This window comes from Cyanobium sp. Candia 9D4 (assembly GCF_024346155.1).
Taxonomy (GTDB): Bacteria; Cyanobacteriota; Cyanobacteriia; order PCC-6307; family Cyanobiaceae; genus Cyanobium; species Cyanobium minutissimum.
This window is the reverse complement of record NZ_JAGQCK010000003.1, coordinates 246,514-264,383: the sequence shown is the minus strand read 5'-3', so window position 1 is coordinate 264,383 and position 17,870 is coordinate 246,514. Positions and strand designations below refer to the sequence as shown.

Annotated in this window: 19 protein-coding genes and 1 tRNA gene; 11 read left to right on the top strand and 9 right to left on the bottom strand. The window is 67.7% G+C overall.

Going from position 1 to position 17,870, the window contains the following annotated elements; all coding sequences use genetic code 11:
- Nucleotides 1-52: 52 nt before the first annotated feature.
- Both KBZ08_RS09560 and KBZ08_RS09555 read left to right on the top strand, forming a co-directional pair.
- A complete protein-coding gene (locus KBZ08_RS09560; protein WP_106220784.1) occupies nucleotides 53-316 on the top strand; it encodes a ribbon-helix-helix protein, CopG family in 264 nt (87 codons plus the stop codon).
- Nucleotides 313-720 carry a type II toxin-antitoxin system VapC family toxin gene (locus KBZ08_RS09555; RefSeq protein WP_106220783.1) on the top strand — a complete coding sequence of 136 codons (408 nt, stop codon included), beginning with the start codon at nucleotides 313-315 and terminating at the stop codon, nucleotides 718-720. Before KBZ08_RS09560 ends, KBZ08_RS09555 begins: the two co-directional genes overlap by 4 nt.
- Nucleotides 721-798: 78 nt before the next feature.
- Here KBZ08_RS09555 and KBZ08_RS09550 read toward each other — a convergent pair whose 3' ends face one another.
- On the bottom strand, nucleotides 799-2,568 hold the full coding sequence (locus KBZ08_RS09550; RefSeq protein WP_254972544.1) for a hypothetical protein: 1,770 nt from the start codon (nucleotides 2,566-2,568) through the stop codon (nucleotides 799-801).
- A gap of 532 nt (nucleotides 2,569-3,100) precedes the next feature.
- Here KBZ08_RS09550 and KBZ08_RS09545 point away from each other — a divergent pair.
- Nucleotides 3,101-3,457, top strand: a complete 357-nt coding sequence (locus KBZ08_RS09545; RefSeq protein WP_254972542.1) for a hypothetical protein — start codon at nucleotides 3,101-3,103, stop codon at nucleotides 3,455-3,457.
- A 166-nt stretch (nucleotides 3,458-3,623) separates the two neighbouring features.
- Nucleotides 3,624-3,920, top strand: coding sequence for a DUF2442 domain-containing protein (locus KBZ08_RS09540; RefSeq protein WP_106221106.1), 297 nt, complete (start codon nucleotides 3,624-3,626; stop codon nucleotides 3,918-3,920).
- Between the two features lie 16 nt (nucleotides 3,921-3,936).
- Here KBZ08_RS09540 and KBZ08_RS09535 read toward each other — a convergent pair whose 3' ends face one another.
- Nucleotides 3,937-4,506 carry an HPP family protein gene (locus KBZ08_RS09535; RefSeq protein WP_254972539.1) on the bottom strand — a complete coding sequence of 190 codons (570 nt, stop codon included), beginning with the start codon at nucleotides 4,504-4,506 and terminating at the stop codon, nucleotides 3,937-3,939.
- 159 nt (nucleotides 4,507-4,665) lie between these two features.
- Here KBZ08_RS09535 and KBZ08_RS09530 point away from each other — a divergent pair, with 159 nt between their 5' ends.
- Both KBZ08_RS09530 and KBZ08_RS09525 read left to right on the top strand, forming a co-directional pair.
- Nucleotides 4,666-5,148 (top strand): nuclear transport factor 2 family protein, encoded by a 483-nt coding sequence (locus KBZ08_RS09530; protein ID WP_254972537.1) that lies wholly within the window; start codon nucleotides 4,666-4,668, stop codon nucleotides 5,146-5,148.
- A gap of 94 nt (nucleotides 5,149-5,242) precedes the next feature.
- Nucleotides 5,243-6,001, top strand: coding sequence for a hypothetical protein (locus KBZ08_RS09525; RefSeq protein ID WP_254972536.1), 759 nt, complete (start codon nucleotides 5,243-5,245; stop codon nucleotides 5,999-6,001).
- Here KBZ08_RS09525 and KBZ08_RS09520 read toward each other — a convergent pair.
- Entirely contained in the window at nucleotides 5,971-6,810 is an 840-nt protein-coding gene (locus tag KBZ08_RS09520) for a glycosyltransferase family 25 protein (protein ID WP_254972534.1), read from the bottom strand. The two genes, KBZ08_RS09525 and KBZ08_RS09520, sit on opposite strands and share 31 nt — an antisense overlap.
- Nucleotides 6,811-6,909: 99 nt before the next feature.
- Between KBZ08_RS09520 and KBZ08_RS09515 the strand changes: the two genes are divergently transcribed.
- Nucleotides 6,910-8,694, top strand: coding sequence for a glycosyltransferase family 2 protein (locus KBZ08_RS09515; protein ID WP_254972533.1), 1,785 nt, complete (start codon nucleotides 6,910-6,912; stop codon nucleotides 8,692-8,694).
- Nucleotides 8,695-8,725: 31 nt separating this feature from the next.
- On the opposite strand, the gene ileS is transcribed toward KBZ08_RS09515, so the two are convergent.
- Together ileS and KBZ08_RS16345 are read right to left on the bottom strand one after the other, a co-directional pair.
- Nucleotides 8,726-11,665 carry an isoleucine--tRNA ligase gene (gene ileS, locus KBZ08_RS09510; protein ID WP_315861251.1) on the bottom strand — a complete coding sequence of 980 codons (2,940 nt, stop codon included), beginning with the start codon at nucleotides 11,663-11,665 and terminating at the stop codon, nucleotides 8,726-8,728.
- A 25-nt stretch (nucleotides 11,666-11,690) separates the two neighbouring features.
- Nucleotides 11,691-12,443 (bottom strand): Ycf66 family protein, encoded by a 753-nt coding sequence (locus KBZ08_RS16345; RefSeq protein ID WP_261359257.1) that lies wholly within the window; start codon nucleotides 12,441-12,443, stop codon nucleotides 11,691-11,693.
- A gap of 94 nt (nucleotides 12,444-12,537) precedes the next feature.
- Here KBZ08_RS16345 and KBZ08_RS09500 point away from each other — a divergent pair.
- The 3 genes from KBZ08_RS09500 to crtR all read left to right on the top strand — a co-directional run bounded on the left by KBZ08_RS09500 (nucleotide 12,538) and on the right by crtR (nucleotide 15,354).
- Nucleotides 12,538-12,619: transfer RNA gene (locus KBZ08_RS09500), tRNA-Leu, on the top strand.
- Nucleotides 12,620-12,695: 76 nt separating this feature from the next.
- Nucleotides 12,696-14,246, top strand: a complete 1,551-nt coding sequence (locus KBZ08_RS09495; protein WP_106220775.1) for an alpha/beta hydrolase — start codon at nucleotides 12,696-12,698, stop codon at nucleotides 14,244-14,246.
- Nucleotides 14,247-14,334: 88 nt separating this feature from the next.
- Nucleotides 14,335-15,354 (top strand): beta-carotene hydroxylase, encoded by a 1,020-nt coding sequence (crtR, locus tag KBZ08_RS09490; RefSeq protein WP_106220774.1) that lies wholly within the window; start codon nucleotides 14,335-14,337, stop codon nucleotides 15,352-15,354.
- A gap of 24 nt (nucleotides 15,355-15,378) precedes the next feature.
- Here crtR and gatC read toward each other — a convergent pair whose 3' ends face one another.
- Together gatC and KBZ08_RS09480 are read right to left on the bottom strand one after the other, a co-directional pair.
- Nucleotides 15,379-15,672 (bottom strand): Asp-tRNA(Asn)/Glu-tRNA(Gln) amidotransferase subunit GatC, encoded by a 294-nt coding sequence (gene gatC / locus KBZ08_RS09485; RefSeq protein ID WP_106220773.1) that lies wholly within the window; start codon nucleotides 15,670-15,672, stop codon nucleotides 15,379-15,381.
- A 48-nt stretch (nucleotides 15,673-15,720) separates the two neighbouring features.
- Nucleotides 15,721-16,539: a creatininase family protein gene (locus KBZ08_RS09480; RefSeq protein WP_106221102.1), complete on the bottom strand. Its 819-nt coding sequence runs from the start codon at nucleotides 16,537-16,539 to the stop codon at nucleotides 15,721-15,723.
- Between the two features lie 70 nt (nucleotides 16,540-16,609).
- Here KBZ08_RS09480 and KBZ08_RS09475 point away from each other — a divergent pair, with 70 nt between their 5' ends.
- Complete coding sequence (locus tag KBZ08_RS09475) at nucleotides 16,610-16,906, top strand: DUF6679 family protein (protein WP_015109479.1); 297 nt, start codon at nucleotides 16,610-16,612, stop codon at nucleotides 16,904-16,906.
- A gap of 32 nt (nucleotides 16,907-16,938) precedes the next feature.
- On the opposite strand, the gene KBZ08_RS09470 is transcribed toward KBZ08_RS09475, so the two are convergent.
- On the bottom strand, nucleotides 16,939-17,076 hold the full coding sequence (locus KBZ08_RS09470; protein ID WP_015109478.1) for a hypothetical protein: 138 nt from the start codon (nucleotides 17,074-17,076) through the stop codon (nucleotides 16,939-16,941).
- Between the two features lie 126 nt (nucleotides 17,077-17,202).
- Nucleotides 17,203-17,859: a hypothetical protein gene (locus KBZ08_RS09465; RefSeq protein WP_254972529.1), complete on the bottom strand. Its 657-nt coding sequence runs from the start codon at nucleotides 17,857-17,859 to the stop codon at nucleotides 17,203-17,205.
- Nucleotides 17,860-17,870 lie beyond the last annotated feature (11 nt).

Genomic DNA, 17,870 nt, shown 5'->3' with positions numbered 1-17,870 from the left:
AATACCGCTTGTCAGCAGGTAGGATCGGCATGTCGATGACTCGGTGCTTGCCATGGCGGTGATCTCGCTCAAGTTGACCGAGGCCCTTGATGCGCAGCTCACGGAGCAGGCTCAACGGCGCCATCTCAGCAAGTCTGAGTTGGTTCGACGCGCGTTGACAGCGTTTCTTCAATCCCCAGAGCAGGGCGTGGATGACGCAGCACCACCCTCCGCCGCTGATTTGTTGGCTGACCTCGTGGGCTGTTGCGAAGGCGGACCCGCTGATCTGTCATCCAACCCTGCTCATCTGGCTGATTTCGGGGCCAATCGTTTATGACGGTTCTGCTTGATACGGGACCTTGGGTGGCGCTGTTGAGTCGCAACGACACCCATCACAAATGGGCTGTTGAGCAGTTCAGGCGATTGCCGCCTCCACTGCTGAGCTGTGAGGCTGTGGTCGCTGAGACCTGCTTTCTGCTCAGGCGCTCCGGTTTTGATCCTGCGTTGGCCCTGCAGTTCATTGAGCGAGGAGTCGTTCAATTGCCTTTCGTGCTCCAGGAGCAGATTGGCTCTGTCAGTGCACTTTTCAAGCGGTATGAGAATGTGCCCGCTTCTCTGGCGGATGCCGCATTGATTCGCCTGGCGGAGATCAACGACGCGCCGTTGCTTCTCACGACGGATAGTGACTTCCAGATCTATCGCCGTCATGGAAGGCAAGTGATTCCTTTGGTACAGCCGTAGACGTTGTGTCACTTCAATCAGCCCTGGGTGGGAGGGGGCTGGAGTTGACGTGATGGGGGGTGAAGCATCGGCGCCTGCTCAGGGGATGCGGATGGGCGCCAGCGTCTCATGCCCGACGGTGAGCGTGATCCGGTTGTCGGCGCCGAGCATGGCGCTGATGGCTGGATTACCGATGGTCGCACTACTGGCGGGCTTACTGACGGGCACGTTGGATAGGTCCGCGCGGGTGACCGTGTCGTAGAACGTCGCGATGAGATGGCCAGTGCCGCTTTCCGCCGCTGCGGTGACGACGAGGATGATCGTTCCGTCCGGGCTTCGGAAGAAGCGTGGGTGGTAGTTCTGCGAATAGGGCTTGGTGAGCCTTGGCACGCGAATCGCGACGCTGTACGGCGATCCCCGGAAGTTGGCGCCGGTCTCGAGGTCCCTCAGGAACAAGCGCGCAGAACCACCGTTCCCGCCGTCGAACACCAGCCCCACGCTGCAGAGGCTGAACCCTGCGCCCCCAATGCCGGAGATGATGAACCTCGTCGAAGTCCTGGGAAACGTGTCGAGGTAGGAGAAGTCGGACTGAAAGGGGATCGAAGAATTACCGACGAGACTGTTCACCGGAACCTTCTGGTAGGAAGCGACATAACGCGTGCCGCTGGGCAGACTCGGCGTGCCGGTCGGAACCTCGACCTTCACCGTGCCGCCTGCGCAGGAACGGGTCTTAGTCCTAAACAGCACGTCACTCGTGATCTCGGAAAAGCCACCCACCTGGCGTCCGACCGAGAAGGGGATGCCGTTGCTGGTAACCCCTTTGCTGATGACCTTCAGCGTTGTCGAGCCATACAGTGCCTGCGTCGGCACCGTGAGTGTGAGAGCGCCAGGAACGCATGAGGAATTGGCCTTCACCTTGACCCCGGCGAAGTCCACGTCGTTCAAACTGCAGTTCAGGTCGAAGCCGCTGCCCTTCACGGTGATCGTTCCTCCCTTCTGCTGCACTGTCGGGGTGACGCTGGTGACCTTTGGCTGGGCCAAGGTGGCAGGGGTCACATTGACTTGGAAACTCGTCGGTGTAGGCGACGTTCCGCCCGATTCGGTGCCATAAACCGTCGCGGAGAACTGGCCAGCAGGTGCTTTGGCATTCGCCGAGAGCGTCGATTGTTCAGTGGCACCTTTGATCGCGAAGGTAGAGGGTGAGCTCGTCACACCACTGGGTAGTGCGAACGTAACGTTCACTGGGTCCGTGAAGCCGGGTTGACGGTTCACGCCAATCGTTGCTGTGCTGCTTCCGCCCTGCGCCAGGGGAATGGGGTTGGGCGTGACCGTAAGCGAAAACTTCTTGCAGTTCCCAGAATGTCCGTAGGTCTTGAACAGATAGTCGCGAGTGGTGTCACCGTAACCCCCGAAGAAGTACAGCCCGCCCGGATAAGGATCGCCTAATTGGTACTTCCACCAGAAGATGTTTTTGCGGCTTTCCACCTGAAGGGCCAGCCAGTTGCGTGGCACTTCAATGCCGCCGCCGGGCATCTTGAAGCTCAAAAAGCCGTCAAAACCATCCTGGACGCTGGCGTCGATGGTGGCGAGTTGCTTTGGTTGACGAAGATTGCTCCAGTCAAGGACCCTCAACGTCACCAGATCCCCACCTCTGCCACGGTTGCCTGTCATGAGGCCAATCTCTACACGGGTGAGGCAGCTCAGCGTTGGTGAGACGGTCTGCTCCGCCTTAGTGGTGACCTGATGCGCTGAGCCGCCCCAGGATGCCGGGGCATTGGATTGGTCGAGTGTCTCCGCCGCAAGCGCCGACCCAGCGGACAGCCATGCCACCGACATGCAGGCGGCAACGGTTGCGCCGTGCTGAACCATCTGAGACAGGCGCGCTGAGGGAGGGCTCGGACCAGAGGCGACAGAAAGAGTATGACGTATCAAAATTCATCTCTTCAAGTTTATCTATTAACACCCTATAGCGATGGAATGCGTCCCCCTTGCTTTGTCCTGATCAGATACGAAAATTCGCAAAGCATGACAAGGGCACTTCTCGCCCCCTGAATGGAATAGATGCTCCTTCCGGGAGGTCGGGGCGATGCACCGAATGTCAGTTTCACGCAAGATTTTTCCTCCGTCAATTCACCGTCGAGTACGGCACAGAGGCAATGTGCGTGGGAGCGTTAGAGGATGCTTTCAAGCCGACAACATTGGAACCAGGCTGGCCGAGTGGGCCCACTTGCCAGTGGGGACGTCGTACGCAACCCTTTTCCCTATGCCTCCCTGTCGCAAGCCAAGCGCAGGCCGTCCTGATCATTTCTGGAGTGGCCGGCAGGTTGACCCGCCTCGGGATCGTCGGGGCAGCTCTGGGCACTGCGCGGGCGAGAGTGGATCCTTCCGGCGCCCCTGCCCGATGCGTTCCCCCCTGGCCGCTCTTTGCGCTGTTGCCTGTCTGTTGACCCCGGCCATCCCCGAGGCCCACGCCCAGACCGCCTGGCAGACCTGCCGCTTCAACGGCCGCCCCGAAGCCTGCCTGGTCGCGGGCGGCTCCACCTCGTTCACGGTCACCTTCCGCTCCGATGGCAAGCAGATCGAGATGGAGAAGGTGGGCGAGCCCTGGACCTGCGGCCAGGGCGATCAGGAGGAATGCGGCAAGTTGCTGATCACCGAGCCCAGCAACGGCCGCACCACCCTGGCCACCTACCGGCAGACGTCCTCCGCCTTCCTGGTGCGCAGCGAGCGGGGCAACACCTACTCGATTCCCCATTGAAGGCGGTAGGCCATCGGGCCATGGTCGAGTTCTCCTGCTCGTGCCAGCAGGGCTACTCTGTCAATGAAGCTCGGGAGCGCCATTGTCACCAACCGTCTTCCAGGATGGCGAATTTCGGTTTTTCTTCTTCCGCGGTTAGTCGAGTTACACCAACAGGAGATTGTCGATGCCTGGAACAACTACTTTGGGGGCTGAGGTCACGAATGTTTCTGGCCATTGCATCTGGATGCTTATTGATGATGAGGAGCTGGCCCTTCCTTATGCCGAGTTTCCTTGGTTCAAAGCGGCTACGATTCAGCAGATCATCAACGTCGTGCGACCCACGGCCGACCATCTCTATTGGCCTGATCTAGACGTTGATTTGTCCGTTGAGTCGATACGCCATCCCGAGAGGTTCCCGCTGAGGGCGAAGACGATGTCCAAGTCATTCCACTCACCTGAGCCGCCACCTCCAGTCCACTGATGCCATAAGGCCGTCCTCAGAGCCAGTGCAAGGGGTAGGGCATCGCCCCCGGCACCCAGCGGCTGAAGGCCCAGGCCAGGACCACCAGCAGCAGTGATCCGAGGAGAACCGGGAACAGCAGGAAGGGCCACGACATCCCCAGAAACGCGGCCAGAAACGCCATCCCTCCGGCGGGGGGATGCAGGCAGCGCAGCTGCTGGCCCAGCAGGATCGTGAGCGCCACGGCCAGCGCCAGCACCAGGGGCCCCTGGCCCAGCAGACTCACCAGCCCCACCCCCAGGCTCCCCCCCAGCGTGTTGCCGAGCACCACGTTGCGCGGCTGAGCCAGTGGGCTGCGCGGATACCCGAAAAGCAGCACACAGGAGGCTCCCAGGGGCGCCACGATCAGCACCTGCCCGCTCCAGGCCGTCAACAGGGCCATCAGGCCGACGGCCGTGAGGCCACCCAGGGACGTCACGCCGATCTGGCTCAGCCGGAAACGGGGCTGCACGCGGCGCCCGCGCTGACGTTCCCGGCGCTGGAGCACCACCAGACGCCTCAGCCGCCGGGTGCCCAGTCCCGTGGAGCGTGCCCTGACTCTCCCCATCGGCAGCGGCGGCCCTGTGCTGGTGACGGTAGAGGGAGAAACGTGCAAGGCACGGGTCGGGCCCCCACGAACCCGCGAGCCGTCGTGGCGGTGAGGGTCGGTCAACACCAGACCTCCCCGACACCTGACCTAGCCTGCCCCCACCGTGGAATCGCTCCCTTGACCACCGCTCCGGAAGCCCCCAGGCCTCCCCTTCCGCCCTTTGATGCCGAAACGGCGGCGAAGAAAGTGCGCCTGGCCGAGGATGGCTGGAACAGCCGTGATCCGGCCCGGGTGGCGCTGGCCTACAGCCCGGGCAGCGTCTGGCGCAACCGGGCCGAGTTCGTCAGCGGCCGCGAGGCCATCGAGCAGTTTCTGGTCCGCAAATGGGCCCGGGAGCTCGACTACCGCCTGATCAAGGAACTCTGGGCCTTCCACGGCCACCGCATCGCCGTGCGTTTCGCCTACGAATGGCACGACGATTCCGGCCACTGGTTCCGCTCCTACGGCAACGAAAACTGGGAGTTTGATGACCAGGGCTTCATGCACACCCGCATCGCCAGCATCAACGACCTGCCCATTCAGGAGAGCGATCGCAAGTACCACTGGCCCCTCGGTCGCCGCCCCGACGAACACCCGGGTCTGTCCGATCTGGGCCTCTGAGCCACCGCCGCCCCTCGCCATCCGCCGGGAGCACGCGGAGCGGGCGCGCTTGGGCGGCCATCGTTAAGGTCTGAAGTGTGTGGCGTGGCGCGGCATGGAGGAAACCCTCGTCTTCGTGAGTGTGGGGGGCACCGCCACCGCGGAGCAGGAAGCCTTCGTGCGATCGATCGAAGATCGCCTGCGCACGGAATCCCTGGTTCCCAAAACCGTCGGCCGCAACACTTTCAGCGCCGATGCCCCCCTGAAGGCCATCACCGAGCTGATGGAGCACTGTTCCGGCATCGTCGTCATCGCCCTGGAGCGCTCCTACTTCCCCGCCGGCCTCGACAAGCGCGGTGGCCCGCGCCAGGCCACCCTCGCCGACGTCCGCCTGCCCACCCCCTGGAACCACATCGAGGCGGCGATGGCCTACAGCAAGCACCTGCCCCTGCTCGTGATCGTCGAGGCAGGGCTCAAGGCTGAGGGCCTGCTGGAGCCCGGTTACGACTGGTACGTCCAGACCCTGCCCCTGGAGGCGGCGGCGCTGGCCTCCAACGAATTCAACGGCGTGCTGGCCGACTGGAAGGAGAAGGTGCTGGCCCGGACGCCGGCGGCTGGCGCCACGGCACCGCGCCGTCCCCAGGCCCTCAACCCGGCGGACCTCTCGATCGCCGACCTGCTCGGTGCCCTCCGGCCGGTGCAGCTGTGGAGTGTGGTGATCGCCCTGACCGGCCTGCTGGCCGGTGCCTTCAGCCTCGGCGCCCGCCTGGTTCCCCCCCTGAAGGACACGACCCCGCCGGCCCAGGGCGTTCGGCCAGGGCTGACCATCCCGGCCGCTGCGCCTCAGGCCGGCGAGACCTCCGGGCGCGGTTGAACGTCCGTGCCGAAGGATTCCTCCTGATACACCAAGCCGCAGTTGCGCCGGATCCAGTGGGGATTGCTGCCCCGTTCCTCCACAAGGGAAGGGATGCGATGGCCGTTCCACGCATACCACCGCAGCGGAAACCTCGACACATGGGATCGTCCGGCCATGGCGTCGTGAATCATGCAATCCGGCATGTAGAAACCCTCCCGCTGGGTGGTCAGAAACCTCAGCAGCTCCTGGCAACCCTTGCGCGTGAGGATGAGGGCATGCAGGCAATAGAGCGGCCCCTGCACCACATCGCCCAGCCAACGCGACGGCCGGGGCCAGGCTTTCTGGCTCAGGCGGGTGAGTTTGCGGGATCGATGTAGCCGCCGGGCCGGATGCCAGCGGGGCAGGGCGTCGTACTGAATCTGGGAGCCCATGAATAGCAGGTCGAAATGGCCGGGGGTTCGGCTCAGAAACGCCGGCCCCAGCTGGTGCCATCCCCGGGAAAAGCGGATGTCATCTTCGAAGATGCAGGCCCGTGGATACCCCTGCTCGATGATGTGCTGAAGCAGGGTCACCTGGGTCACGGCGCAACCCTGGGCGCCGGGCAGGCTGAGAAAGTCTTCCCGATCAAGCAGTTGTTGGATGCCGAAAGGTTGCAGACTCTCCCTGACGTTTCCCGTGGCTCCGTCAAAGGCCGACCAGCGACGTGTGTCCGTGAATCCTGCCCATTCCAGCTGCTGGCGGCTGCTCTCCCAGCGATCCGGCCGGCGATCGAGATTGATCAGAAAGGCGGGGGTGTTCAGTAAGTCCTGCCAGGAAAGTTTGGCCATGCATCAATGCGGTGCACAGGCAGGCGCGGACTTCGGCATACTGAGATGCATCATGGAGATGGATGGTATCATCACAATCCGGCTTCCGATTGGCTGTTGATGAACGCCCCCGTACGCCGCGGCGTACGCAACACCCCCGTACGTGTCAGCCCGGGCGGCTCTCCGGCCCATCCCCTGGTCACCGTCGTCGTGGTGTTCCGCGAGCGGCACAGCGTTGCCCTTCGGTCGCTGCACTCAATCCTCGAGCACCGGGACTACCCCTTCGTCCTGCACTACCGCGACAGCCAGTCCCCGCCCTCGGTGCGCCGGGAGCTTGAGGCGGCCGAGGCCCGCGGCGAGCTGAGCCTGTTCCCGGCGGCACCCGGCACCCCCAACCAGCAACGCAACCAGGCGCTGCTGGCCGTGACGACCAAATATGTGTGCTTCATCGACAACGACGTGCTCGTCACCAGGGGCTGGATCGAGACCCTGGTGGCCACGGCGGAGCGAACCGGAGCGGGCATCGTTTTCCCCCTCTACCTGATGGGTGAGTTCGCCGCCGATCGCATCCACATGGCCGGCGGCAAGAACCATCTGTCGGAGAAAGACGGCCAGATCGAATACAACGAAGAGCATCTGTTCGCCAATGCTCCCGCCTCCCGCATCACCCCAACCCTGCAGGCGGGCGACTCCGATTTCGGCGAGTTCCATTGCATGCTGCTCAGCATGGCGATGCTCCAGGAGCTGGGCCCCCTTGATGAGGCCTACCTGCAGGTGAATGAGCACATCGACATCGCCATGCTGGCCCGGCAGGCGAACTACCGGGTCATCTTCGAGCCAAAGTCCGTCGTCAGCTACGTCTACGCCAACGAACACTCCCCCTACTGGCTCTGCGACATCGAGCCCTTCCGCAGGCGCTGGAGCCATGAGGTGGCGGCCCGGGATGTGGCCCACCTCTCCAGCAAATGGAAGCTGCGCTCCCTTCAGAGCATGACCTCCTTCCTCAACCGCCAGATCGGCAGCATGGAGCCGGTGCAGCCCCGCCCCCGGGAGCCTCTGGCCGAGGCGGCCGCGGCCGTGGACAACCACGCCTATCCCTATGTCCACTCCTTCCCTTTGCTGGTACGTCAGTGTCTGGCGAACGGCCATTCCCCCCAGGAGATCGCCGAGCTCAACAGGGTGTTCGATGTGGCTGCCGAGCTGCACGGCGGCTCCTTCCGGGGCTCCAAGAAAACCTTCCAGGAGCATGTCGTGCGCACCGCCAGTGTCCTCGTGGTGCACGGCGCCCCCTTCGATCTGGTCAAGGCCTCCCTGCTGCATGCCGCCTACATGCCCAACACCAGCTCTGGCCGGCACCTGGCTCCCACCGAGCGGAACCGGGCCCTGCTGCGCGAGCTGGTGGGCCGCAGGGTGGAGGCCATCGCCCACGCCTATGCGGCCGCCAGCGCCGCGGGCCCCCGTATGGCCCCGCCGCCGGTGATCGAGGAACTGCCGATCGTCCGCGCCCAGGCCAGCGTCGTGCGGATCGCCAACGACATCGAGGATCTGCTCGACCACGCCGCCCTGCTGGAGCGCAAGTCGCTCCAGCACTTCGCCCGGGTTCATGCCTCCCACGGGCCCGTCGCCGAGGCCTGCGGCTACCGCGCCATGGTGGCGGAGTTCGCCGAGCGCCTCCGCCTGGCCGAGGCGGCCCTGGCGCCGGGCTCGCAGGATCCGGCGGCGGCGGCCTGGCTGATCGAGCTGCTGCGGGAGCGCTCGCCCCATCCCCTGCTGCAGTCCCATTCCCTCGCCGTGCGCTCGCGGCGGCTGGCGGCCCGCGTCGTGCGCAAGCTCCCCCGCCGGGGCATCCCCCTGCCGCTCAAACGGGCGGCCCGGAAAGTGCTCAGCCCCTTCGGGGTGCTCTGAACCGGAGCCCTGGCTTCCGCCCGGGGCCAGATCAGGCGGACCCCGCCCCCTGACGCTCCAGTACCCCCACGCAGCGCCCGCACAGGCTGGGATGCTCCGGGTGCTGTCCGATGTCGCTCTCGTGGTGCCAGCAGCGCTCGCACTTCGTCCCCGCCGCCCGCGCGATCCGCACCCGCACCCCCTCTTCCTCGGTCTCCGCCAGGAGGGTCTCCGCCGGCGGCGGCCCGCCCACCCGCAGGGCCGAGACCAGCAGCCAGTCGGCCAGGTTGTCGACCTCGGGGTGGGGGCTGGCCTCCACCAGGGCCAGGGCCTCCGGCAGGGTGGCCGCCTCCACCGCCCCATCCGCGGCCGGCGCCACCAGCTCCAGCTGCACCTGGGCCTCGAGGGAGGCGCCCAGTTCCCCCCGGCCGCGGCAGCCCTCCAGCACCCGGTTCACCTGGGCGCGCAGCTCCAGGATCCGCTGCATCGGCGCCAGCAGCTCCGGCCCCGCCCAGCTCTCCGGCACCGTGGGCCAGCCCCGCTCGAACACCGAGGCCTCGGCCACCGGGTAGGGCAGGTTCTGCCAGATGTCCTCGGCCATGTGGCAGAGCACCGGCGCGATCAGCCCCGCTAGCCGCTCCACCACCAGGTGCAGCACCGTCTGGCAGCTGCGGCGCCGGAAGTCGCCGGCCGCACTCACGTAGAGGCGGTCCTTGGCGATGTCGAGGTAGACGTTGGAGAGATCCACCACGCAGAAGTTCTGCAGGGCCTGGAAGAAGCGGTAGAACTCGTAGCGCTCGAAGTCGGCGTTCACCGCCTCGATCAGGCTGGCGGTGCGCTGCAGCATCCAGCGATCCAGCAGGGGGAGATCCTCGATCGCCACCGCATGCTCGGCGGGCACGAAATCGTGCAGGTTGCCCAGCAGATAGCGGGCCGTGTTGCGCACCTTGCGGTACACATCCGCCAGCTGCTTGACGATCCCGGGCCCCAGCGGCACGTCGGCGGAGTAATCCACCGAGCTCACCCACAGCCGCAGCACGTCGGCGCCGTAGGCAGGCTCCTGCTTCTCGTTCTTGCCCCCCTCCACCAGCACGACGGGGTCCACCACGTTCCCCAGCGATTTGCTCATCTTGCGGCCCTTCTCATCGAGGGTGAAGCCGTGGGTGAGCACCCGCCGGTAGGGGGCCGTCCCGTTCACGGCCACCGAGGTGAGCAGGCTGCTCTGGAACCAGCCGCGGTGCTGGTCGGAGCCCTCCAGGTAGAGATCGGCGGGGTAGCGCAGTCCCCGGCCCTGCAGCACGGCGGCCCAGGAGGAGCCCGAGTCGAACCACACATCCATGGTGTCGGTGCCCTTGCGCCACTGGTCGGCCTGGTCGGCCCAGGCCGGCGGCAGCAGGCCCGCCTCGTCCCGCTCCCACCAGACATCGGCGCCGTGCTCGGCGATCAGGGCCTCGGCGTGGGCCAGGGTGTCGGCGTTGAGCAGCACCTCGCCCGTCTCGCGGTGATAGAAGACCGGGATCGGCACCCCCCAGGAGCGCTGGCGGGAGATGCACCAGTCGCCCCGGTCGCGCACCATCGCCTCGATCCGGTTGCGGCCGCTGGCCGGCAGCCACTCCACCGCCGCGATCGCCTCCAGGGCCTGGGCGCGGAAGGCGTCGACGGAGGCGAACCACTGCTCGGTGGCCCGGAAGATGGTCGGTTTCTTGGTGCGCCAGTCGTAGGGATAGCGGTGTTCGTAGCGCTGCTCGGCCAGCAGCAGGCCGGCATCCCGCAGGGCGGTGATGATCGCCGGGTTGGCGTCCTTGAGCACGTTCAGCCCGGCGAAGGGGCCCGCCTCGGCGGTGAGGGTGCCGGCCTCATCCACCGGGCAGAGCACCGGCAGGCCGTATTTGTTGCCGGTGTGGAAGTCGTCGACGCCGTGGCCCGGCGCCGTGTGCACCAGGCCGGTGCCGGTTTCGGTGGTGATGTAGTCGCCGCCGATCACCACCGGGCTGGTGCGATCCAGCAGCGGATGGCGGTACAGGATGCCCTCCAGCTGGGCCCCCTTGAGGGTGAGCAGCGGTTCGAGCGGGCGCTCCAGGCTGGTGCGCAGCGACTCCACCAGCTGGGCGGCCACCACCAGGTAGCGGGGGGTGCCGCCGTTGGTGGTGCCGTCGCGGCAGATGGCGTAATCCAGCTGGCCATTCACCGACACCGCCAGGTTGGCCGGCAGGGTCCAGGGGGTGGTGGTCCAGATGGCCACGAACAGCTGCTCCCGGTGGGCCGCATCGGTGGGTCCGGCGATGCCGGCGTCGGCCAGCAGCCCGGCCAGCGGCGCCGGCAGGTCGACCACCGGAAAGGCCACGTAGACGCTGGGGGAGGTGTGGCCGTCGGGGTACTCGAGCTCGGCCTCGGCCAGGGCGGTGCGGGAGCTGGGGCTCCAGTGCACCGGCTTGAGGCCCCGGTAGATGTGGCCCGCCAGCACCATCTTTCCGAAGACGCCGATCTGGGCCGCCTCGTAGGACTTCTGCAGCGTGAGGTACGGCTCCTCCCAGTCGGCCCAGATGCCCCAGCGCCGGAAGCCGCTCCTCTGGGCCTCCACCTGCTCGAGGGCGTAGGCGTGGGCCCGGCGCCGCAGGTCGATGGGGGTGAGCTGCCGCCGCTCCTCGCTGCCCATCCCCTGCAGCACCTTCAGCTCGATCGGCAGGCCGTGGCAGTCCCAGCCCGGCACGAAGCGGGCCCGGCGCCCCTGCAGCAGGGCGTGCTTGTTGATGATGTCCTTGAGGATCTTGTTGAGGGCGTGGCCCACGTGCAGGGCGCCGTTGGCGTAGGGCGGGCCGTCATGCAGGGTGAAGGGCTCCCCCGGGTTGCCGCGGCTGAGGCGTCCGTAGAGGTCGTGCTCCTTCCAGAAGGCCTGGAGTTCCGGCTCCCGCACCCGGGCGTTCGCCCGCATCGCAAAGGGCGTCTGCAGCAGGTTGAGCGTGTCCTTGTAGGACGCCGGGCTTGCCGTCACGTCGCCGGGGCGCGAGAAGGCTGGATTATCCCGCCTCGCCGAGACCCTCCTCCGGCAGCGGCGTCGTCGGCTCGGGCGGGGCTTCCGGTGTGGCCTCCGGCGCTGCCTCCGGCGGGGCCTCCGGGATGGCCTGCTCCAGCAGGGCGTCGATCGCCTCGAAGTCGCTGACCACCAGGGGCCCATCGCCGGTCGCCTCGGGCGCCCCGGTCGTCTCCGGCTCGGCCACCTCGGCCACCGCCGTCACCGCCGCCACCTCCTCCACCGCGGCCACCTCCTCCTGGGCCACCTCCGCCGCCACAGCCACCGCGGCGGCCTCCGGTGCCGCTGCTGGGGCGGCAGCGTCCGCCTCGGGACGCACCCACTTCTTGGTGCTGGCGGGGCGGGCGGCGCGCCGTTCCGCCAGCCAGGCCCCCAGGCCGCTGGCCAGGCCGCCGGCGAGTTGCAGCAGTCGCCCCAGGGAGGCCCCGAGCTGGCTGAGGCTGGTCCGCCAGCGCTCCCACGACCAGAGCCGTTGGCGTTCTTCGTCGGTGAGCAGGCGCCAGCGGCCCTGGCCCACCTCCACCCCGAGCCGGCCGATCAGCAGGCCGCCGCAGAGCACCGCCAGCATCGGCGCACCGGTGAGCCGCTCGGCGCTGGTGACGAGCACCAGGCCCAGCAGCAGCACCACCGCCCCCCACACCGAATCCCTGGCCCGGCTCAGCTCCGAGGCCAGCAGGGGCAGCAGCAGCAGCAGCGTGCCGAGCAGCAGGGCCAGGAAGCCTCCGAGGGTGGCAAGCATGGCCGGGGCGACGTCTGGTCCCATTCTGGGCGGTGACCACCGGGGCGCCGCCGCCGACGGATCGCACCGGCCGGTCTGTCTAAAGTCCATCCAGGCCCACCTGGCGGAATTGGTAGACGCGCTGGATTTAGGTTCCAGTGGCTCAGGTCGTGGGGGTTCAAGTCCCCCGGTGGGCATCCCTGACGGATCCGGGCCCCCTTGGGGTGTGCTTTCGAGGGCGCACCTACGCTTCCCATCAATGGGAATGCCTGCATGACGAGCCCTCTCCGCCAGCTCACGGCGCTGCTCCTGGGCGTGGGGCCGCTGCTGGCGGCGGCTCCCGTCCGGGCGCTGGAGGAGATCCAGCTCACCCTGCCCCTGCTCGAGACGGCCTTCACGGTTCAGATCCGCGAGCTGAAGGATCAGCGCACCCTGCTCTCCGGCAACAGTGACCTCGCCGAGCTGGATCGGGCCACCAACGGCGCCATCGGCCGCCGGCTGGTGGAGGCCTTCCAGACGCCCCTGCCCCTGCCGCTCAAGGCCCTCGCCGAGCAGTCGGTGGGTTCACCCCTGGTCAACCAGGTGCTGCTGCTGATCTCCTCGGTGGTGCTGGTGGAGGGGGTGCGCCAGCCGCTCGACTCCAGCCAGCTGGCGGCCTCCCTGGAGAGCAGCCAGGCCAAGGGCAGCCTCAACCTGCTGGAGGTGCTGGAGGCCCTGCCCGGCAAGAGCGCCACGGTGGACCTGCAGCGGGTGGTCTTCGCCATCGATCGACTCACCAGCCAGCAGCGCCTGGGCAACCAGCTGGTGGCCTCCCTGCCGGCCGCCGGGATCAGCCCGGCCCTCAGCCAGGCCGGCCCCCTGGCGGTGAAGCGCCAGGAGCTGGCGATCCCCGTCACCCACCGCCCCAAGCCCCTGCAGGTGGTCACCATCCAGCCGGAAACCGGCTCCAATGGCCGTCTGGTGCTGATCTCCCACGGCCTCTGGGACGACCCCGAAAGCTTCGAGGGCTGGGGCCGGCACCTGGCCAGCCACGGCTACACCGTGCTGCTGCCCCGCCACCCCGGCAGCGACAAGTCGCAGCAGCAGGCCATGCTCTCCGGCCAGGTGCCGCCCCCCAAGCCGGAGGACCTGCGGCTGCGGCCGATGGACATGACCTCCGCCATCGATGCGGCCGCCGCCGGCAGCCTGGGGTTGCCGGCCGGTCTGCGCACCGATGCCGTCGTGGCCATGGGCCAGTCCTACGGCGCCACCACGGTGCTGCAGCTGGCCGGGGCCCGGCCCAGTGCGGCCCTGCTCAAGCGCTTCTGCGACGACGTCACCAATCCGGCCCGCAATGTCAGCTGGGTGCTGCAGTGCAGCTTCCTCAGCTCCGCCGACCAGGCCGGCCTGGCCGATCCCCGGGTCAAGGCGGTGGTGGCGGTCAGCCCGCCGATGTCGCTGCTGTTCGATCAGGGTTCGGGCCGCGCCATGAACGGCCGGGTGCTGCTGGTGAGCGGCAGCCGCGACTGGGTGGTGCCCTCCGGTCCTGAGGCGCTGCGGCCCATGGCGATGGAAGCGCGCAACGCCGGCGGCGGCCACCGGCTCGTACTGGCCAAGGATGGCGACCACTTCAACCTGCGCTCCCACTTCGCTGACGGCGGCGGCGCCCTGCGGGGGCTGCTGCTCGCCTGGACCGACGGCGCCTTCGCCGCCGGCGCCGCGGTGGCCCCGGCCCCGGACGCGCCGTCGCTGCTGCCCCCCGATGGCTGGGGAGCCACCGAGTTCCCCCTGGTGGACATCACCGGCAGCCTGCGCAGCCTGCCGCTCGGCCCCAACCAGCCGTGATCGCGCCGACCCGGGTTGCCCTGTCGCGCCCACCGGGCGTCTTCCGTAATCTGGGGCCTCCGATGGGGATCCGGACCTGGCCCAGGTCATGACAGACACGCTGGCACCCACGTCCGCCTCCGTGGCTTCGACCACGCCCGTGCCGCGGCTCAGTGTCCCCAGGGAGTACCTGGATCCCCCCGCCGCCTGGAACCCCACGGTGGGCCTGTTCCTGGCGGGCTATGGCCTGGCGGCCCTGACGATCTGGGGCTGGTTCGTGGGGGGCTGGCCCCTGCCGGCCCTGCTGGCCCTGGGCTTCCTGGCCCTGCACCTGGAGGGCACCGTCATCCACGACGCCTGCCACAACGCCGCCCATCCCAACCGCATCTGGAACGCGGTGATGGGCCATGGGGCGGCCCTGCTGCTCGGCTTCAGCTTCCCGGTGTTCACCCGGGTGCATCTGCAGCACCACGCCCACGTCAACGACCCCAAGCTCGATCCCGACCACATCGTCAGCACCTTCGGGCCCCTGTGGCTGATCGCCCCGCGCTTCTTCTATCACGAGGTCTTCTTCTTCCGCCATCGCCTCTGGCGCCACAACGAGCTGTTCGAGTGGGTCCTGGCCCGCACCATCTTCGTGCTGATCGTGGTGGCGGCCGCCCGGCATAACTTCCTGCCGTTCGTCTTCAACTGCTGGTTCGCTCCGGCCCTGATGGTGGGCGTCACCCTCGGTCTGTTCTTCGATTACCTCCCTCACCGGCCCTTCCAGTCCCGCAACCGCTGGCACAACGCCCGCGTCTACCCGAGCAGGCTGATGAACTGGCTGATCATGGGCCAGAACTACCACCTGATTCACCATCTCTGGCCGTCGATCCCCTGGTTCGAGTACCAGCCGGCGTATCACGCCACCAAGCCGATTCTCGATGCCAAGGGTTCACCCCAGCGGCTGGGATTGTTCGAGAGCCGCGCCGACAGTCTCAACTTCCTTTACGACATCTTTCTGGGCGTGCGCTCCCACAAGAAGCGCCGCAGCCGCCTGCGTCCCCTGGTCCGGTTGATGCCCACCCGCCATGCCCGCCGGCGGGTGCTCGAACTGCTGCACCGCACCGCCATCTCGCCGGTGCGCTGAGCGCCTTGTCACCGCCGTCCGGTTTCAGTCGCCCAGAATCTTCGGCACCCGGAAGAAATCCCCCTCCCGCTGGGGGGCCAGGGACAGCAGCTCCTCGCGCACCGGGGTGGGATCCACCGCGTCAGGGCGGGTGACGTTGACCACCTCCACCGCCCGGGTGGTGGGGGGCACCCCTTCGGTGTCCACCTGCTCGAGATGGGCGACGTAATCGAGGATCCGCTCCAGCTGAACGGTGTAGGTGGCGATCCGCTCCTCGGGCAGGGCCAGGCGGGCCAGCTGGGCCACCTTGCGCACATCGTCGGCCGTGATCCGCTCCATCGTCGCGCTCGTCGTCGTCGTCCGAACCTAGCCGCGGCCGTCGCCGCCTCAGCCCGCTTCCCCGTCCGGCCCCAGGAAGTCGGCCAGGTCGTCGGCCAGGGCCGCCGCCGCCAGCTCCAGGAAGCGGGCGCCATGCTCGGCGCTGGCCAGGAATGGGTCCGAGCCCATGCGGCCATCGGGATGGCGGCGGCGGAAGTCCTCGGGGCCATGGATAGGCCCGGCCGGGGCCGCCTCCGGCAGCGGCCGCTGCTTGGCGCCCAGGCTGGGCTCCAGGTGCAGGGTGAGGGCGATCTCGCTGGGGGTGGCATGGTGCCCCTCCCGCTCGCCGTAGCGATCGCGCGCCTCCCGCATCACCGGGCCGGCGGTGAACCAGTTGGCCAGACGGCAGCGCAGCCGCTCGGCGCCCGGCAGCCCCCGGGAGGCGGCGGTGCCGTAGGCCTGGGCGAAGGCGGCCCGGGCGGTGGCGATGTTGCCGCCGTGGCCGTTGATCACGTAGATGCGCTCGAAGCCGTGGCGGGCCAGGGAGAGCACCACGTCATGGAGCACGGCCAGCAGGGTGGAGGGCTGCAGGCTGATGGTGCCGGCGAAGCCCAGATGGTGCTCGGCCATGCCGAAGGCCTGGGCGGGCGTCACCAGCACCCCGGTGCGGCGTCCCACCTCCAGGGCCACGGCTTCGGCAGTGAGGGCGTCGGTGCCGATGGCACCGGTGGGCCCGTGCTGCTCGGTGGAGCCCAGCGGCACGATCACCCCCCGGCAGCGGCTGAGGTAGTCCTCCACCTCGGGCCAGCTGCGCAGCTGCAGCCGGATCTCCTCGTTGCTGGCCACGGGGCCCGGAACCGTGCTGGGGCCTGGAGCGGTGCTGGGCATCGATCGGGTCATGGTGAACATGGCGGCCGGCGCCGTGCTGCCTAGGATCGACCCTATCCGCGGCGTCACGATGCTGCATCGCAAGCTCGACCGTTTTCGCCTGGAGCAGCGGCCGGTCTGGGTCTACCTGCTGGATCAGCAGCGCTGGATCGAGCGGGCCCTGGTGGTGGAGATCGAGGGCGATCTGGTCACCCTCCGCTACGACGACGAGGACGGCGACGAGCGCCACAGCTGGGAGGAGAGCGTCCGGCTGGCCTCGATCGGGGCCGTCAGCACCCGGCTGGCCTCGGTGAGCCGCTCCGCCGATGCCGACGACCTGCCCACCACCGGCGACTGTCCCGAGGCCGAACGGCTCGGCAGTTCCTGATCGGTGGCCCGACGGCCGCCAGCGGGCGGAACTCAGTGGGCGGTGCCGTTGCCGTCGTAGTCGTCGGTGTCGTAGTAGCCCCCCTTGGTGCCGAAGAACAGGGTGGTCAGCACGAACAGGCCGCTGACGGCCAGAAGCACGGTGCCGAGGTTGAAGCTGGCGGTTTCCATGGTGGGGCGTTGATCAGGAGGTAGGGCTGTTCAGCGCTGAGGCCAGTGTGGCCCGTCGGCGCGTCCACCGCTCCCCGGGGCGGCCTCCGGTCCGCTTCCTCGCACCGTCGGCGGTTCCGTGGGGCGTCAGGCGAGGTGGGCGCTGAGCAGCTCGAGGTCCTGGGCGTAGAAATCCCGGATCGAGCCGATCAGGGACGGAGACAGCGCCCGGCGCGCTTCCTCGGCCAGGCCCTGCTCCGAGGCGTTGACCTTCACTGGGCTGTCTTCGCTGACGAAGCCCTTCTCCTGAAGCCAGGAATCCAGCCGGCTCAGATGGCTGACCTCATCAACGATCAGGTGGCCGGATTCGTCGAACAGCCACCAGCTCTGGGGCCGGAAGATGAAATCAACCCGATGCAGGCTCTGCTGAAACAGCCAGTCCTCACAGAAGGTCCGAAAATCCGTCAGAGCCCAGCGCGGGGGCCTGTGCAGCGGAAACTGGGACACCAGCTCGGTACCGCCGCGAAGCGAGAAGCAGTAGGCCGAAATCAGTCGCTCGACGGGACAGCGAACGAAGGCGACGGAGGTTCGGGCGGCATAGAGGCGATCGCCCAGCAGCTTGCGCCGGATGAAATCGGCATAGAGGTGCCCGAGGGGGCGGCCGTGGATCAGGGTGGCGGCATAGGTGCCCCCGCACCGGGGGACGTGCACAAAGATGTACCCGGACTTCAGGTAATCGAGGCGGGCCTTCAGGCCTGTCCGGGTGAAGCGCAGCCGATCGAGAATGGAGTAGCGCTTCGCCATGGCCGCCGAAC

Coding starts and splice junctions, on each gene's coding strand:
- KBZ08_RS09525 (WP_254972536.1), top strand. CDS start 5,243: ATGGAGGAAACCCTCGTCTTCGTGAGTGTGGGGGGCACCGCCACCGCG.
- KBZ08_RS09480 (WP_106221102.1), bottom strand. CDS start 16,539: ATGCCCAGCACCGCTCCAGGCCCCAGCACGGTTCCGGGCCCCGTGGCC.
- KBZ08_RS09550 (WP_254972544.1), bottom strand. CDS start 2,568: ATGGTTCAGCACGGCGCAACCGTTGCCGCCTGCATGTCGGTGGCATGG.
- KBZ08_RS09535 (WP_254972539.1), bottom strand. CDS start 4,506: ATGGGGAGAGTCAGGGCACGCTCCACGGGACTGGGCACCCGGCGGCTG.
- KBZ08_RS09515 (WP_254972533.1), top strand. CDS start 6,910: ATGAACGCCCCCGTACGCCGCGGCGTACGCAACACCCCCGTACGTGTC.
- crtR (WP_106220774.1), top strand. CDS start 14,335: ATGACAGACACGCTGGCACCCACGTCCGCCTCCGTGGCTTCGACCACG.
- KBZ08_RS16345 (WP_261359257.1), bottom strand. CDS start 12,443: ATGCTTGCCACCCTCGGAGGCTTCCTGGCCCTGCTGCTCGGCACGCTG.
- KBZ08_RS09545 (WP_254972542.1), top strand. CDS start 3,101: ATGCGTTCCCCCCTGGCCGCTCTTTGCGCTGTTGCCTGTCTGTTGACC.
- gatC (WP_106220773.1), bottom strand. CDS start 15,672: ATGGAGCGGATCACGGCCGACGATGTGCGCAAGGTGGCCCAGCTGGCC.
- KBZ08_RS09540 (WP_106221106.1), top strand. CDS start 3,624: ATGCCTGGAACAACTACTTTGGGGGCTGAGGTCACGAATGTTTCTGGC.
- KBZ08_RS09555 (WP_106220783.1), top strand. CDS start 313: ATGACGGTTCTGCTTGATACGGGACCTTGGGTGGCGCTGTTGAGTCGC.
- KBZ08_RS09560 (WP_106220784.1), top strand. CDS start 53: ATGGCGGTGATCTCGCTCAAGTTGACCGAGGCCCTTGATGCGCAGCTC.
- KBZ08_RS09495 (WP_106220775.1), top strand. CDS start 12,696: ATGACGAGCCCTCTCCGCCAGCTCACGGCGCTGCTCCTGGGCGTGGGG.
- KBZ08_RS09465 (WP_254972529.1), bottom strand. CDS start 17,859: ATGGCGAAGCGCTACTCCATTCTCGATCGGCTGCGCTTCACCCGGACA.
- KBZ08_RS09470 (WP_015109478.1), bottom strand. CDS start 17,076: ATGGAAACCGCCAGCTTCAACCTCGGCACCGTGCTTCTGGCCGTCAGC.
- KBZ08_RS09520 (WP_254972534.1), bottom strand. CDS start 6,810: ATGGCCAAACTTTCCTGGCAGGACTTACTGAACACCCCCGCCTTTCTG.
- KBZ08_RS09475 (WP_015109479.1), top strand. CDS start 16,610: ATGCTGCATCGCAAGCTCGACCGTTTTCGCCTGGAGCAGCGGCCGGTC.